Origin of the sequence: Actinosynnema sp. NPDC059335 (genome assembly GCF_042752395.1) — a bacterium.
Lineage (GTDB): Bacteria > Actinomycetota > Actinomycetes > Mycobacteriales > Pseudonocardiaceae > Actinosynnema.
Window position 1 is genome coordinate 28,813 of sequence record NZ_JBHYXZ010000069.1, and the last position, 14,877, is coordinate 43,689.

Consider the following 14,877-nt stretch of genomic DNA (forward strand, 5'->3'; position numbering starts at 1 on the left):
TCGCCTGCCCGTCCGCGACGGGCCGCGCGTTTATCCTAGTGCTAGAATAGGCACGTGCCCTCGGAACTGACCCCCGCGGAGTTGACCCTGCTCGGTCTGCTGGTGGAGCGACCCCGGCACGGCTACGAGCTGGAAGAGGTGATCACCGCGCGGGGCATGAGGGAGTGGACCGAGATCGGGTTCAGCTCGATCTACTACCTGCTGGCCAAGTTGCGCGACCGGGGCCTGGTGGCGGAGGTCGGCGACCCCGGACCGGGGCGCGGCAAGGCCCGCAAGGTGTTCGGGCCGACGCCGGAGGGCCGCCTGGCGTGCGCGCGGGCGGCCGAGGCGGCGGTGGCCGAGCCGGAGCCCGTCTTCCCGCGCCTGCTGGTCGGGCTGGCCAACCAGCCCGTCATCCCGCCGGAACGGCTGCGCGCCGCGCTCGACCGGCGGGCCGCCGCCCTGACCGCCAAGATCGCGGAGCTGCGCGCGGCCGTCGCCGCCCAACCCCACGCGCCCCGCTTCGCCCGCGCGATCTTCGACTACTCGCTGGCCCAGCTCGAAGCCGAGCGGCGCTGGCTGTCCGCCTACCGGACCGAACTGACCGACTCGCCCGACCAGGAGGAAGGCGGACCATGACCCAGGACCGCTACGACGTCAAACGCGCGCTCAAGCAGCTCTACGCGCCGAAGAACACCGACTGGGCTCTCGTGGACGTGCCCGAGCAGCGGTTCATCGCCGTCGACGGCCGCGGCGACCCCAACACCGGCGCGGAGTACGCCCGCGCGCTGGAAGCGCTGTACCCCGTCGCCTACGCGATCAAGTTCGCGAGCAAGCGCGCGGGCCGCGACCTGGTCGTCGGCCCGCTGGAAGGGCTGTGGTGGGCGGACGACCCGCAGGTCTTCACCGCCCGAGCCAAGGACTCCTGGCACTGGCGGATGCTCATCAGCCAACCCGACTGGATCACCGGGGACCTGGTCGAGGAGGCCAAGGAGGCCGTCGCGGCGAAGAAGTCGCTCCCGGCCCTCGCCGACGTGCGCCTCGAAGTGCTGCGCGAAGGGCTCAGCGCGCAGGTCCTGCACATCGGGCCCTACGACGACGAAGGGCCGGTGCTGGCCAGGCTGCACGACGAGTGGCTGGCGGCGAACGGGCTGCGGATGGCCGGGCTGCACCACGAGGTCTACGTCGGCGACCCGCGCCGGGTCGAGCCCGCGAAGCTCAGGACCGTGCTGCGCCAGCCCGTCCGGCGCGACTGACCGGTTCTCCCCGGTTGCGCGCTTCATAGCGTTTCGGTCACGTTAGGGTCACACTGGAGGCAGTCGATCCGACCCGGAGGTGAGTGGGGATGGAACTGCAGGACCACGAGAAGCGCGCGTTGGCGCAGATCGAGCAGCAGTTGGCCGACGACGACCCCCGCTTCGCCGCCCGGCTCTCCCGCCCGCGTTCCTGGGCCCGGGTGCCGCGGCGGGTGCTGTTCGCCTCGGTGCTGTGCCTCGCCTACTCCGTGGGCCTGCTGACCATCGTCGCCGGCGTGACCCTGCCGTCCGCCGTGCTGGTCGTCGTCGGCGCGCTCGTCACGGCCGCGTTCCCCACCGCGGTCGCGGTGCGCGCCTGGCGAGGGCGCTGACCGCCCCGGCCGTCACCCGCCGACGACCCGGACCTCGGTCGGCGGCTCGCGGGTGAGGTCGACCACGGCCGCGTCGCCGACCGGCCGGTCCAGCCGCACGGTCTCGGTGCGGGTGAAGGCGTTGTCGGACACCGGTTCGTCCGCGGCGGGCACCCGTTCGCGCACCGTGGCCCGGATGCCGATCCGCTCCGCGGACTGGTCGACCTCGATGCCCACCAGGGCGTCCGGGCCGTCCGAGAGCGCCGAGAACCCCACGCGCAGGACGAGTTCCCGGTCCGTCGGCGCGGGCGCCCGTTCCAGCACCACGCTCGGGGCGGGCACGACGCGGGATCCCCGCCCGCCGTCGTGCCCGCCCCCGGCGCACCCGGCGGGCACGGCCGCCAGCGCGACCAGTCCGGCCGCGAGCAGACGAGCCGTGCCGCGCCTCACGCCAGGTTCCTCACCGACTCGTAGAGGTTCTTCGCGCCGTCACCGAAGTACGGCCCGTAGATCTGGGTCAGGTCGTCGCCGACGTGGTAGCTGTTCACGCTGACCGTGTAGCCCCAGTCCTGGTTGAAGTCCGCGAGCCACGCCCCGCCGCTCGCGCCGCCCTGCATCGTGCAGGCGAGCTTGAGGTCGCCGAAGAAGACGTAGCGCTGCGACGTGGGGCCGTCGCACGTGATGAGGTCCTCTCCGTCGAACGGCGAGTTGAGCGGGAAGCCGAAGTGCCACACCGACGGCGTGGTGGGCCCGTTGAACCGGATGCCCTGGCTGCCGGTCACGTCCATCAGCTTGGTGCCGTTGAGCGGGTGCATCACGGCCGCGCCGATGTCGTAGGCGCGGTCGTTGTCGTTGATCCACCCGTTGAGGGTCCACAGCTGCCGCGCCGCCCACGTGCCCAGCGGGCGGTCGCCGTAGTAGTAGTCCGGGATGAAGGTCCAGTTCCGGTCCAGCCAGGTGCCGCCCTTGCCGCCGTGCACGCAGTGGCCCGCGGTGAACACGGTGTTGCGCGCCTCGGTGGTCACGACCACGCCGGAGCAGTGCCACAGGCCGTTGTCCTCGTAGAGCACCTTGCCGTTGGTCAGGGACACCCAGTCGTGCCGGTACGGCCACGACGTGCCGGTCGCGCCGGCGAGCGCGCCGACCTTGCCGTCCTTCGCCGCCACCGGGGCCTGTCCCCCACGGCGAGTTCGCCGAGCACCGAACTCTGCGCCGTGCTGCGCAGTTCGGCCAGGCTGACGCCCTGGTCGGCCGGCTTGGCCGCGGCGATCCGCTCGGGCGTCCAGAACCGCGCCAGGGCGGTGCCCGGGTCGGCCGAGAGCGCCGCCGCCTCCGGGCTCAACCCGGCGGGCGCGGACTGCGGCGTGGCGGCGTCGGGCACCGCCGGCGCGGCGTGGGCGGTCGTGGGCGCCGCGGCCAGGGCGGCCGCGAGCAGCGAGCCCGCCAGGATTCTTCGCGCGGTGGTCGTTCGTGCACGCATCGACTCCCCCTTCGTGTCGTGTCGGCACGATCGTGCCGGGGACGAGGAGGTCGAGGAGGGGTTCGCGGGCGGACAACCCGGATGTCGCAGCCGTTCGCGCGGCCCCGGGTAGGCCGACCGGGTCACGTCGGGAGGCGGGCGGTCCCGCGAGGAGCCGGCACTCGGCCGTCGTGCCGCACCGGTTCGACGCCGCGGTGAACGGGTCCGCAGATTTGCGCACTGCCACGATCGCTCCGGTGAGGAAACGGTACGGGTACTCCGACGCGGTCGTCCTGCTGGGCAAGGGCGAGCCGAAGCTGCTCGCGGCTCTGGACGGGTTGGTCGGCGGAGCGCTGCTCGGAGGGGTGGCGATCGGCTTCCTCGACCTGCTGAGCTGGTTCGACGCCAAGGCGGAGTTCGTCCGACTGGCGACCGACCTGCTCTCGAAGGTGGGCGTGCGCGCACGGCGCGCGGGACGCCGCGACCGGACGGAGTTGCTGCACGCCGCGCACGCGGTGATCGTGGTGGTGGCCTTCTTCGAAGCGGTGGACGCCGCCGTTTCGCCGCTCCGCCTCGCCAAACTCGGGATCGACAAGGAGCGCCAACGAGAGCTCCTCAGGCTCGGTGACCTGTTCGACGGCGCCTGGCCATTGCCGACGGCGGACCGCAACTACGAGGACAACCTGGGCGCGCTGGCCGAGGCGTACCGGACGGCCGCCGGTTCCCTGGTCGTCGTGATCGAGGCGGCCGACACCTACGCGAAGCTCGATTCCGGCGCTCAGGCGACGCTGCGCCGGAAACTCTTGAAGATCAGCGACACCGCCGTGGCCCGGTACGAGGAACTTGTGAAGCGCCTCGCCTCGGACTTCCCGGAACTGGCGTTCTGGCTCCAGTTCGAGCAGGAGCGCACGGTGGGGGCGAGCCTCGCCCGGGTGGAAGCGGCGCTGCGGGCCATGACCCGCGGTCGTGTCGCGGAGGTGCGCCGGGCCGAATTGTCCGCCCGGCACCGCGCCGTGCTCGACCGGCCGATCCTGGACACCGACGACGTGCCGGTCGGCCTGCGGTTGCCGCTCACCGGCGACGCCTACGTCGACCCGGATTTCCAGGTCGTGGCCATGACCGAGGAGGCGAGGCCGGAGGAGCTGGGCTGGTGGGCGACGTGGCCGGTGCGCACGGACTTGCACCACTTCGTGGTCGGCCACCTGACCGCGCCCGACGCGCTCGCACACCCGCTGGTGGTCCTCGGTGATCCCGGCTCCGGCAAGTCCCTGCTGACCAAGGTGCTGGCCGGTCGGCTGCCCGCCGAGGACTTCGTGGTGGTCCGCGTCGAATTGCGCACCGCGCCCGCCGAGGACGACGTGCTCAACCAGGTGGAGCACGGCATCCGGGCAGCGCTGCACGAGGCGGTCAGCCTCGCGGAGCTGTGTCGCGCCTCGGGCGACGCGTTGCCGGTGATCATGTTGGACGGGTTCGACGAGCTGCTCCAGGTGACCGGCGTCAGCCACACCGACTACCTCGTGCGGGTGGAGCGACTGCAACGCGAGTGCGCCGAAGCCGGGCGTCCGATGGCGGTGATCGTCACCAGCCGTATCGGCGTGGCGAGCCGGATGCGGATACCGCGGGGCACGCGTGTGCTGCGACTGGCTCCGTTCACGGCGGAGCAGGTGCGATGGTGGGTGGACGTGTGGAACAGCGCCAACATGTCGCACTTCGAGCAGCAAGGCCGTGAACCGCTGTCGGCGGCGTCGGTGCTCGCGCATCCCGACCTCGCCGGCCAGCCGCTGTTGCTGCTCATGTTGGCGCTCTACGACAGCACCGACAACGCGCTGCGGCGGGACCTGCACCTCGCCCGCGCGGTGCTGTACGACCGGTTGCTCGTCGGGTTCGCCCGACGGGAGGTGGCGAAGGACCGGATGGGCGACCTCTCGGCCGAGGTGGACTTCGAGCTGGACCGGCTGTCCGTGGTCGCGTTCGCGATGTTCCACCGAGGGGCGTTGTGGGCCTCGGAAGCCGACCTCGACGCGGACCTGGGCGCGCTGCTCGAACTGCACCGACCGGCGCAACGGGGGTTGCGCGCGCCGCTCGGTCCCGGCGGCGCGGTGCTGGGGCGGTTCTTCTTCATCCAGCGCGCCGAAGCGCGTGACCACGAGACGACGCTGCGCACGTACGAGTTCTTGCACGCCACGTTCGGCGAGTACCTCGTGGCGCGGTTCACGTGGCGGTGCCTGCTGGAAGTGAGTCTGGTCGACGCCGTGAAACTGAGCCGGCACACTGCGGCACACCTCGACGACGACAAGCTCCACGCGGTGCTCTCGTTCACCCCGTTGACGGAGCGCCGCACGGTGCTTGACTTCCTCGCGGAACTTGCCACGGCCGCGGATGCCCCGAAGCGCGCACACCTGCTCGACATCGTGGGCCGACTGTTGCTGGTGGCCGACGACGCCCGGCCGCGTCGGCTCGGCCGGTACCACCCCTCACCGCGCACGGTGCCCGCGCGGCACGCGATCTACGGCGTGAACCTCGTGCTGCTCGGCGTGGTCTTGGCCGGGCACCTCGACGTGGCGGACGTGTACGTCGAGGATTGGCCGCGGACGACGGCGTTCTGGAGGTCGCAACTCGCCCCCGAGGAGTGGGAGTCGTTGGTGAAGACCGTCCGGGTGGCACTGCGACCCGGACGGGACGTGGTGCTGAACCTCGGCAGTGGCACCCCCGCCCACCTGGAACCCGAGATGCTCGATCCCGACTTCTCGTTGGTGGACGCGACGATCGAGGCGACCTTCACCACCGACCCGGCGACCAACGTGTTCCGATATCCGCTGGAGGCTCTGCCGTCGACGCGTTTCACGCTGGACTACGCACGCGCCCTCATCGAGCTGAGCGCCTCGCCCGTGTCGCCCACCGATCGCGCCGCGCGGTACCTGCGCTGGGCTTGGACGTTCCCCGACCTCGTGCTCGACCGCCTGCAACATGACGTGTTCGTCGGGATCGACACGTTGCGGCAACTCGCGGACACGACGGCCGGCCGAGCACCCCGCTTCGTGTTCGTCCTGTGCGAGAAGTTGGGGCGCGGCGGCGCGGACGCCGAGTTGTTGGACCTGATCGCGGCGGTGGGAAACCTGAGGGGCGTCAACGAGGTGAGCCTGCTCGACGCGTGGTTGCGCCTGCACGAGCAGGGGACGGCGTTCGGTCCGCACCCGGACCTGATGGCGGTGCTGAGTCGGCTCGACCGGGGACGGATCGAGAGCCTGCGGCCCGACTTGATCAAGCGTGCGACGGCGGCGCTCGGGGACTTGGGCGAACCGGGCGGGGAGGGTGTTTGACCCGTTCCCGAGCGCGGGCTCGTGCCCGTCAGTCCCGCGTGGTGCCCCCCGCCTCGGTGGGCAGGGGCGAGCGGCCGGCGGCTTCCCAGCGCTCCTTCAGGTCGGCGGGGATGGTGAGCGTGGTGGACTGGCCGTTGGTGAGCGTGCGGACGCTGCCGCCCAGCAGCAGCGCACCGGCGCGGTCCAGGATGGTGGTGGCCAGGGTGCTCGTGTCCTCGTAGCGCTCCAGCGCCCGCACCAGGCCGGTGCCCGCGGTGACCACCCTCGCCCAGCCGCGGGAGTGGGGGACCTCCATCCAGTCCGCGACCTCCGGGTTGACGACCTGGCGCACCATCGCGGCGACGATGCCGTCGAACACCTTGCCGGGGAACAGCTTCTCGTAGAGGTCGAGCAGGTGCCGGGTCAGCACGACGCCCTCGGAGGACGGGCCGTAGGCGGTCTCCACCAGCGCCTTGCTCAGCTCGGTGGCCTCCTCCACGGTCTCCGGGAGGGCTTCGACGGGGATGCCGAGCATCGCGCCGGCCACCCGCCACACGTAGTAGTAGTGCGCGGCTTCGGTGTCGGTGACGGAGATGCCGATGCGGCGCATGCCCTCGACCACCTGGACCGAGAAGATCAGCAGCGCTCCCACCATGTCCTGCTGGCAGATCGGCACCCCGTCGCGGGCGACGTCCCAGCGGCCCGACGCGCCGAGGAAGTGGCGGACGGCCGCGTGGATGAGGCGGGTCTTCTGGATCGTGGGCACGAACGCGCCGCCGGAACCGAACGCGTCGCGGCCCATCATGTTCATCACGAACTGGGAGGTCTCCGACAGCCGCCGGTGGGGCTGCGCGAGCGCGTGGGTCAACGTCAGCGCCCGCGAGGCGCGGGGCTGGGCGTAGCAGTTGACCATGGCACCGAAGGTGAGCACCGAGGCGACGTGCACGCCGTCGTCGACGAAGAAGTCGTAGGCCCGCGCCACCCGGTCGGGGTCCACCCACTCGGGCGGGTTGTCGGTCGCGACCAGGAACTCCCGCACGGTGTCCGGCAACTGCTCGGGGATCGGCTGGTCGTTGGCCCGGAAGTGCTCCAGCACCGCGTTGACCGCGCCGACCCGGTTCGTGGCGACGAGGTCGGCGATGACCGCGTCGGCGAGCGGGTCGCCCTGGAACTTCAACGCCTCGAACGCGGCTGTGTCGATCAAGGGGACCACCTTCTCACTCTGGGCTGACCCTCACCTCACACGCCGTGCACGGCTCACGCCAGGACACGATCCGGTGACGCACGCCGGCGCGGTGCCCACCGACCGTGGGCCAACCGCACATGGCGGAAGCCGACCGGGGGAACGCCGGTCCCGGAGGGTGACCTCGCGGCCGGACCGGGCGAAGAATCCCGGTCATGGCGCACCCGGAAGGGCTCCCGGCCCTGGACCTGTACGCGGTCTGGACCGCGGCCCCGGAGCTGGAGGGCGCGTTCGACCCGTTCCGCTTCGAGCAGCGGATGGCCGCGTACCGGACGATGATCGACCGCACCAACCGGGGGGACCGGTTCGGCGCGGACAACCGGCGCAACCCCTTGTGGGGCCTGATGTTCCAGCACCAGTGGCAGTACCGCACCGGCCGGCTCGGCCCCGACGTCCGGCGGGACGGGCGGATCGACCCGGACGCGCCGTGGGGCTACGGGAACTACGCGCTCAGCGCCATCCCGTGGCTGGGCGCCGCGGCGGCCGGCGTCGTGCCGCCCCTGCCGGTCGCCGACCCGCCGTCCCCCTCGCGGTTCCGGTACGTGACGGGCGGGGCGGCGCCGGCGGAGTTCGCCGCCGCGGTGGCCGACTGGCGGGCGTACTTCGCCCTGGTGGGCGGGAGCGGGCCGGTGGACCTCGAACAGGCGCGGCTGGCGCTGTGGCGGGCGCACAAGACGTGCCTGGACGTGGTGGTCGACGTGGTCGCCGAGGTCGACACCGCGCCGTGGCCGGAACTGGAGGTCGCGTTCCTGCGCGGCTGGTGCCGGATGGTCGACTACCTGTGGGCGGCGGCCTGGCCCACCGACTTCGACTTCATGACCGCGCACGGCCTGGACGTGCTGCCCGAGTCGCTGCTCGTGACGCCCGGGGACGTGGCCGCGCTGCCGCCGAAGGCCCGGCGCAACGTCGACAACGTGCTCCGGCTGGCGGACACCCCGCGGTGGCGGTACGGCCTCAACCTGGCGTTGTGGAAGCGGGTCATGCGCACCCGCGAAGCCCGTGACCGGGTGCTGCCCCTGCTCGACGCCGTGTTCGACCCCCGACCCGACAACGCCGCCGAGCGCCGCAGGCTGCTCGGCTACCTGCTGCGCCCCTGACCCGCCCGCCGGCGGGCGGAGCGCGTCCGCCGCATCCCGACGGCCGGGTCTGCGCACCGGCGGCCCGACCGCCAAGGCCACCGACACCGGCGGGCCGACCTCGCGCGACGCGGCCGGGCCGAGGTGTTCCCCGTGCCGCCGCCGAAGATGCGGCCGACCCGCGCCGATCGACGGTCTGCTGTGGACTGATCGTGGATCCGGCCCGGCCGCGCGTGCGGTCTGGTTGGATTGATCCGTGCGGTTCGAGGGCGCGGTCGAGCCGGTCGGTCGGGGGCCGGAGCCCCGCGGTCGAGGCGGTGGATTGCCTCGGCGGGGTGGCGGTCGGGCCGTTCGGCCCGGGAACGACCTGCTCCGCGCCCTGGACGAGCGGCACGCGCAGTGGCCCGGTGGACGGGGGGCACCTGGTGACGGACGACCCGCGGGGGCACCCGCCCGGCGGCCCGGCGGCCGACACGGCGGCGCTCGGCCACGCCGACGTCGTGCCGCTCGACGTGGCCGGGACGTGGCCGGCGGTCTTGGCGACCGGCCCGGCCCGCGCCGGGGTCTGACCGCCATGCCGATCACCAGCGCGTGGGCCGCGTTGCGGGTGCGCGACATCCGGCTCTACCTGATCGGGTTGACGCTGTCGCTGTTCGGCGACTCGGTGTTCCTCGTGGTCGCCGGCATCTGGGTCAAGGACCTCACCGGCAGCGACGGCGCGGCCGGCATGGTGAACTTCTGCATCTGGGCGCCGTCGTTGATCGGGCCGGTGTTCGCCCTGGCGGCCGACCGCATGCCGCGACGCCGGCTGCTCGTGATCGTCAACGTCGGCGCGGCGGTGGCGTTGTTGCCGCTGCTCCCGGTGGACCGCGCCGGGCTGGTGTGGGTCGTCTTCGCGGTGATGACGGTCTACGGGGTCGTCTACGCGCTGATCGGGGCCGCCGAACCGGCGCTGATGTCCACGCTCGTCCCCGAGGAGCACCTCGGCGGCTACAACAGCGCTCGGCTGACGTTGTCGGAGGGGTTCAAGCTGCTCGGCCCGGCGGCCGGCGCGGCGATCTACGCGGCCTTCGGCGGTCCGGCGGTGGCCGTGCTCGACGCGGTCACGTTCCTGGCGGCGGCGCTGGCGCTGTCGCTGATGACCTTCCGGGAACCGCCCGTCACCACCACCGCCCGCGAGCACTGGTGGCGCGAGCTGCGCGCCGGGATCGACCGGATCGTCACGGTGGCGCCGCTGCGCCGGCTGGTCGTCGGCTCGGCGGTGGTGTTCGGCTTCGGCGGCCTGCTGACCTCCTACGCCTACGCCGTGGTCGAGTTCGGCCTCGGCCGGTCGCCGGAGTTCGTCGGCGTCGTGGTGACCGCGCAGGGCCTCGGTTCCGTGCTGGGCGGCCTGGTCGCGCCGGCCCTGATGCGGCGCCGGGGCGAGGTGGGCCTGGTGGGCGCCGGCATGCTGGTCGCCGCGACCGGGTGCCTGCTGACCGCCCTGCCGCCGTCGGTGTGGGTGATCCTGGCCGGCGCGGCGCTGCGCGGTTTCGGCCTGCCGTGGCTGCTGATCGGCACCACCACCCTGATCCAGCGCACCACCCCGCACGACCTGCAGGGCCGCACCGGCAGCGCCGCGTTCACCGCCTCGTTCATCCCGTCGACCCTGGCCATCCCGCTCGGCGCGGTCCTGGTCGAACTCCTCCACTACCGGGTGCTGTTCGGGGCCGCCGCCGCGGGCATGGCCGCCTGCGCCGCCTACACCCTGCGGTCGCGGGGGGCGGGCCCCCCCCCCCCCCCGGGGCCCTCCCCCACCGCCCCCGCCCCCCCCCCCCCACCACCCCCCCACACACCCCGGGGGGGTGTGGGGGCCCGCCGCGGCGTGCTGGGCCGCCTGCGCCCCACACCCCGTGCGGGCGCGGGGCGACCCTCCCACCGACCGGTCGGCGGAGCCCGCGTAGCGCCGCTCACCCCACCGGGTCGACGCGGAACTCCGCGCCACGCCACCGCGCGCGCAGCCGGCGGTCGTGGCCGGCCAGGACGACGGAGCCGGGGCCGGGGCCCAGGGCGTCCTCCAGCTCGTCGCACAACGCCGGGGACAGGTGGTTGGTCGGTTCGTCCAGCAGCAGCAGTTCCGGCGGGTCGGCCACCACCAGCGCCAGCGCCAGGCGGCGCCGCTGGCCCACCGACAGCTCGCCGACCGGCCTGTCGGCGTCCCACTCGGACAGCAGCCCGAGCGACCGCAGCGGCACGGCCGCGGCGCGGGCCGGACCCAGGGCGGACTCGTAGGTGGCCCGCGCGGTGCGGTCCGGGTGGTCGAAGCGCGTGTCCTGGGCCAGGAGGCCGACCCGCAGGTCGGGGCGTCGCCGCACGCCCGGCGGGTCCAGCAGGCCCGCCAGCACGAGCAGCAGGGTGGACTTGCCCGCGCCGTTCGGTCCGGTGACGAGCAGCCGTCCCGCGGCGGGCACGTCGAGGTGGTCCACGGCCAGCCGGCCGGGCACGCGGACGTCCCGCAGCGACACCACCACCTCGCCGGCCGCCTGCTCCGCCGGCGCGTCCGGGCGGAAGCGCAGCGGGGTCGGCGGCGGGGGGACCTGTCGGCGCTCCAGCTCCGCCAGTCGCCGCGCGGTGTTGCGGACGCGGCGCGCGATCTGGTTCTGCACGCGACCCGCCCGGTGCCCGTAGCCCATCTTCTCGTTGTCGCGCGGGCCCCGGTCCGGCGCGACCCGGCGCGTCGTCACGCCGAGCGCCTCCCGCAGGGCGGCGAGCTGTTCCTGTTCCGCGGCGTGGCGCTCCTGCCACCGGGCCCGTTGCGCGCGTTTCTCCGCCAGGTACGCGCTGTAGTTGCCGCCGTAGCGCACCGGACCGTCCGGCGCGGGGTCGAGGTCGATCACGTCCGTGCACACCGCGTCGAGGAACGCCCGGTCGTGGCTCGCCACCACCACGGTCCCCGGCAGGCCGCGCAACTGCTCCTCCAGGAAACCCGCCGCGTCGTCGTCCAGGTGGTTGGTGGGCTCGTCCAGCAGCAACGCGGACGGCCTGCGGACCACCAACGCCGCCAACGCCAACCGCGCGCGTTGGCCGCCCGAGAGCGACGCGAGCGCGCGGTCGCGCCCGACGTCGCCCAGGCCGAGGCCGGTGAGCACCACGTCGGCCCGCCGGTCGGCGTCCCACGCCTCCTGCCGCTGCGCTTGGTCCAGCCGCTCGGCGTACCCGGCGAGCAGGTCCGGGTCGTCCGGCGACGCGGCGAGCAGACCGGCGAGCCGGTCCAGCTCCGCGAGGGCTTCCCGCGCGTCCGCCAACGCGTCGTCCAGCACGTCGGCGACCGCGGCCCGCGGGTCGAACGCCAGTTCCTGGCGCAGGTAGCCGAGGTCCGGCGGCCGCTCGACGTGCCCGCGGTCGGGCCGGTCCACCCCCGCGAGCACCCGCAGCAGCGTGGACTTCCCGACGCCGTTCTCGCCGATCAGGCCGATCCGACGGCCCGGCGAGGCGGTGAGCGAGACCCCGTCGAGGACCCGCCGACCACCCAGGACGCGCACGAGGTCGTGCGCGCGCAATGCCGCTTGCACCACGTCCGCCCCCCGGTTCAGCCGGCCGCGGTGGGCTCGGGCGCGTCCAGCAGCCGGCCGCCGTCGAGCCGCAGCCGCCGGGTGATCCCGATCCGGGCGAGGAACCGCTCGTCGTGGCTGACGACCACGAACGCGCCCTGGTAGGCGTTGAGCGCGCGTTCCAACTGCCCGGCGCTGACCAGGTCGAGGTTGTTCGTGGGCTCGTCCAGCAGCAGCAGTTGCGGCGCGGGCTCGCCGAACAGGACGCACGCCAGCGTGGCGCGCAGCCGTTCGCCCCCGGAGAGAACGCCGACCGGGAGGTGCGCCCGCGCGCCCCGGAACAGGAACCGCGCCAGCAGGTTCATCCGCTCGGCCGGCGGCATCGCCGGGGCGAACGCGGCCAGGTTCTCGGCCACCGTGCGGTCGCCGTCGAGCAGGTCCAGGCGCTGCGACAGGTAGGCGATCCGGCCGTCGGCCCGCTTGACCTCGCCGCCGCGCGGTTCCAGGTCGCCGTGGACGATCCGCAGCAGGGTGGACTTGCCGACGCCGTTGGGCCCGGTGAGCGCGATCCGCTCCGGGCCCCGGATCGCCAGGTCCACGCCCTCGCCCGCGAACAGCTCCCGCTCGCCGTGCCCGGCGCGCAGCCGTTCGCCCAGGAAGAGCGTCCGCCCGGCGGGCACGGCGGTCTGCGGCAGCTCCACCACGATCGCCTGCTCGTTGCGCAGCGCCTTCTCGGCCTCGTCCAGCCTGGCCTTGGCCGCGCCGACGCGGGCCGCGTGCGTCCCGCTCGCCTTGCCCGCCGACTCCTGCGCGTTGCGCTTCATGGTCCCGGCGAAGATCCGGGGCAGCCCCGCGTTGCCGAGGTTGCGCGCCGCGTTGCCCGCCCGGCGCGCGGCCCGTTCGCGGGCCTGCTGCATCTCCCGCTTCTCCCGCTTCAGCTCCTGCTCGACGTTGCGGACGTTCTTCTCGGCCACCTCCCGCTCGGCCTCGACCGCCTGCTCGTAGTCGGTGAAGTTCCCGCCGTGGTAGCGGATCTCGCCGCCCTCGATCTCCGCGATGCGGTCCACCCGGTCCAGCAGCGCCCGGTCGTGGCTCACCACGAGGAGGCAGCCGGCCCAGTCGTCCAGCACGTCGTGGAGCCGGTGGCGGGCGTCCAGGTCGAGGTTGTTGGTCGGCTCGTCCAGCAGCAGCACGTCCGGCCGCTTGAGCAGCTGGGCGGCGAGGCCCAGGGAGACCACCTGACCGCCGCTGAGCGTGTGCAGGCGGCGGTCGAGGGCGAGGTCGCCGAGCCCGAGCCGGTCCAACTGGGCCCAGGTGCGCTCCTCGACGTCCCAGTCGGCGCCGATCGTGGTGAAGTGCTCCTCGTCCACGTCGCCGGACTCGACGGCGGCCAGCGCGCGCAGGACCGGCGCGATCCCGAGCACCTCGGCCACGGTCGGCTCGCCGGTGAGCGGCAGGTCCTGCGGGAGGTAGCCGAGGACGCCGTCGACCGCGACGCTGCCCGCCGACGGGCGCAGCTCACCGGCGATCAGCTTGAGGAGGGTGGACTTCCCGGACCCGTTGGGCGCGACGAGCCCGGTGCGGCCGGACGGGACGGTGAAGGACAGCCCGTCGAACACGGGCGTGTCGTCGGGCCAGGAGAAGGACAGGCCGGAAACGACGATGCGACTGGACATCGGTGGGACCTCGGGCGTGACGCGGGCACAGTGGTGCCCTGAGGGAGAAGGTGGACGACAGAAGACGGCCACGGCGGCCAAGCGCCGGCGGCCCGTCACATCCGGGGCTCACCCGGAGATGTCGTCTTCACCTGCCACGTCGGGTCTCCTCACGAACGGTTCTCCGCCCGACACCATACCAGCCGCCCCCGACGCGGTCCGATGAGCCGCGCCACGTCGTACCGGAAGCGGATCGTCCGGATCCGGGCCTACCGTGCTGCGCACCGAACGGATCCGAGGGAAGAAGACCTGACCGTGGACATCCTGCTCATCGCCGGCCTGTGGCTCGACCGGACCGCCTGGGACGACGTCGTGCCCGCCCTGGCAGCGCTCGGCCACCGCCCCGTGCCGCTCGCCCTGCCCGGACAGGGGGACGGCGCCCGCTCCGCGACCCTGGACGACCAGGTCGCCGCCGTGCTCGCCGCCGTGGACGCGTCACCCGACCGGGTGCTCGTGGTGGGGCACTCCGCCGCGTCCACGCTGGCCTGGCTGGCGGCCGACGCGCGGCCGGACCGGGTCGCCGGGACGGTGCTCGTCGGCGGCTTCCCGACCGGCGACGGCCGGCCGTACGCCGACTTCTTCGACGTGGTGGACGGCGTGATGCCGTTCCCGGGCTGGGAGCCGTTCGACGGACCGGACTCCGCCGACCTGGACGACGACGCCAAGCGCGCCTTCGCGGCCGCCGCGATCCCCGTGCCCGAGGGGGTTGCGAGAGGGGTGGTGCGCCTGACCGACGAGCGCCGCTTCGACGTGCCCGTCCTGCTCGTGTGCCCCGAGTACACGCCGGCCCGGGCGAAGGCGTGGATCGACGCCGGCGACGTGCCCGAACTGGCGCGCGCGAAGCACGTGGACTACGCCGACCTGGACTCCGGCCACTGGCCGATGCTCACCCGGCCGGTCGAACTAGCCCGCGTCCTGGCCGCGGCGGCGACCGCGGTCGCCTGAGCACCACGCCGCCCCGGGACCGGAT

The 14,877-nt window shown here is 73.6% G+C and carries 13 protein-coding genes and 1 pseudogene; 8 read left to right on the plus strand and 6 right to left on the minus strand.

The window, feature by feature from the left end:
* Positions 1-54: 54 nt before the first annotated feature.
* The 3 genes from ACFXGA_RS21860 (at position 55) to ACFXGA_RS21870 (ending at position 1,606) form a co-directional block, all read left to right on the plus strand.
* Positions 55-618, plus strand: a complete 564-nt coding sequence (locus ACFXGA_RS21860) for a PadR family transcriptional regulator (RefSeq protein WP_378090651.1) — start codon at positions 55-57, stop codon at positions 616-618.
* The gene (locus ACFXGA_RS21865) at positions 615-1,235 is read left to right on the plus strand and encodes a GyrI-like domain-containing protein (RefSeq protein ID WP_378090652.1); all 621 of its coding nucleotides are present in this window, start codon (positions 615-617) and stop codon (positions 1,233-1,235) included. The genes ACFXGA_RS21860 and ACFXGA_RS21865 overlap by 4 nt, the downstream gene beginning before the upstream one ends.
* Positions 1,236-1,324: 89 nt before the next feature.
* A complete protein-coding gene (locus ACFXGA_RS21870; RefSeq protein WP_378090653.1) occupies positions 1,325-1,606 on the plus strand; it encodes a DUF3040 domain-containing protein in 282 nt (93 codons plus the stop codon).
* A gap of 12 nt (positions 1,607-1,618) precedes the next feature.
* Here ACFXGA_RS21870 and ACFXGA_RS21875 read toward each other — a convergent pair whose 3' ends face one another.
* From ACFXGA_RS21875 to ACFXGA_RS21885, 3 genes are read right to left on the minus strand one after another with little or no spacing between them, the layout of a single operon-like run.
* Positions 1,619-2,035, minus strand: a complete 417-nt coding sequence (locus ACFXGA_RS21875) for a hypothetical protein (RefSeq protein WP_378090654.1) — start codon at positions 2,033-2,035, stop codon at positions 1,619-1,621.
* Complete coding sequence (locus ACFXGA_RS21880; protein WP_378090655.1) at positions 2,032-2,751, minus strand: trypsin-like serine peptidase; 720 nt, start codon at positions 2,749-2,751, stop codon at positions 2,032-2,034. The genes ACFXGA_RS21875 and ACFXGA_RS21880 overlap by 4 nt, the downstream gene beginning before the upstream one ends.
* Positions 2,667-3,065, minus strand: coding sequence for a hypothetical protein (locus ACFXGA_RS21885; RefSeq protein WP_378090656.1), 399 nt, complete (start codon positions 3,063-3,065; stop codon positions 2,667-2,669). The genes ACFXGA_RS21880 and ACFXGA_RS21885 overlap by 85 nt, the downstream gene beginning before the upstream one ends.
* 236 nt (positions 3,066-3,301) lie before the next feature.
* Between ACFXGA_RS21885 and ACFXGA_RS21890 the strand changes: the two genes are divergently transcribed.
* A complete protein-coding gene (locus ACFXGA_RS21890; protein ID WP_378090657.1) occupies positions 3,302-6,364 on the plus strand; it encodes an NACHT domain-containing protein in 3,063 nt (1,020 codons plus the stop codon).
* A 28-nt stretch (positions 6,365-6,392) separates the two neighbouring features.
* Here ACFXGA_RS21890 and ACFXGA_RS21895 read toward each other — a convergent pair whose 3' ends face one another.
* Positions 6,393-7,547: an oxygenase MpaB family protein gene (locus tag ACFXGA_RS21895; RefSeq protein ID WP_378090658.1), complete on the minus strand. Its 1,155-nt coding sequence runs from the start codon at positions 7,545-7,547 to the stop codon at positions 6,393-6,395.
* A 194-nt stretch (positions 7,548-7,741) separates the two neighbouring features.
* Here ACFXGA_RS21895 and ACFXGA_RS21900 point away from each other — a divergent pair, with 194 nt between their 5' ends.
* The 3 genes and pseudogenes from ACFXGA_RS21900 to ACFXGA_RS21910 all read left to right on the plus strand — a co-directional run.
* Positions 7,742-8,683 (plus strand): Leg1-related protein, encoded by a 942-nt coding sequence (locus ACFXGA_RS21900; protein WP_378090660.1) that lies wholly within the window; start codon positions 7,742-7,744, stop codon positions 8,681-8,683.
* 404 nt (positions 8,684-9,087) lie between these two features.
* Entirely contained in the window at positions 9,088-9,231 is a 144-nt protein-coding gene (locus ACFXGA_RS21905) for a hypothetical protein (RefSeq protein WP_378090661.1), read from the plus strand.
* A 5-nt stretch (positions 9,232-9,236) separates the two neighbouring features.
* Positions 9,237-10,415, plus strand: a pseudogene (locus ACFXGA_RS21910) (MFS transporter); the annotation flags it as partial.
* Positions 10,416-10,611: 196 nt separating this feature from the next.
* On the opposite strand, the gene ACFXGA_RS21915 reads toward ACFXGA_RS21910, so the two are convergent.
* A complete protein-coding gene (locus ACFXGA_RS21915; RefSeq protein WP_378090664.1) occupies positions 10,612-12,213 on the minus strand; it encodes an ABC-F family ATP-binding cassette domain-containing protein in 1,602 nt (533 codons plus the stop codon).
* Between the two features lie 17 nt (positions 12,214-12,230).
* Positions 12,231-13,868, minus strand: a complete 1,638-nt coding sequence (abc-f, locus tag ACFXGA_RS21920; protein WP_378090662.1) for a ribosomal protection-like ABC-F family protein — start codon at positions 13,866-13,868, stop codon at positions 12,231-12,233.
* A 294-nt stretch (positions 13,869-14,162) separates the two neighbouring features.
* Between abc-f and ACFXGA_RS21925 the strand changes: the two genes are divergently transcribed.
* On the plus strand, positions 14,163-14,852 hold the full coding sequence (locus tag ACFXGA_RS21925; protein ID WP_378090663.1) for an alpha/beta fold hydrolase: 690 nt from the start codon (positions 14,163-14,165) through the stop codon (positions 14,850-14,852).
* Positions 14,853-14,877 lie beyond the last annotated feature (25 nt).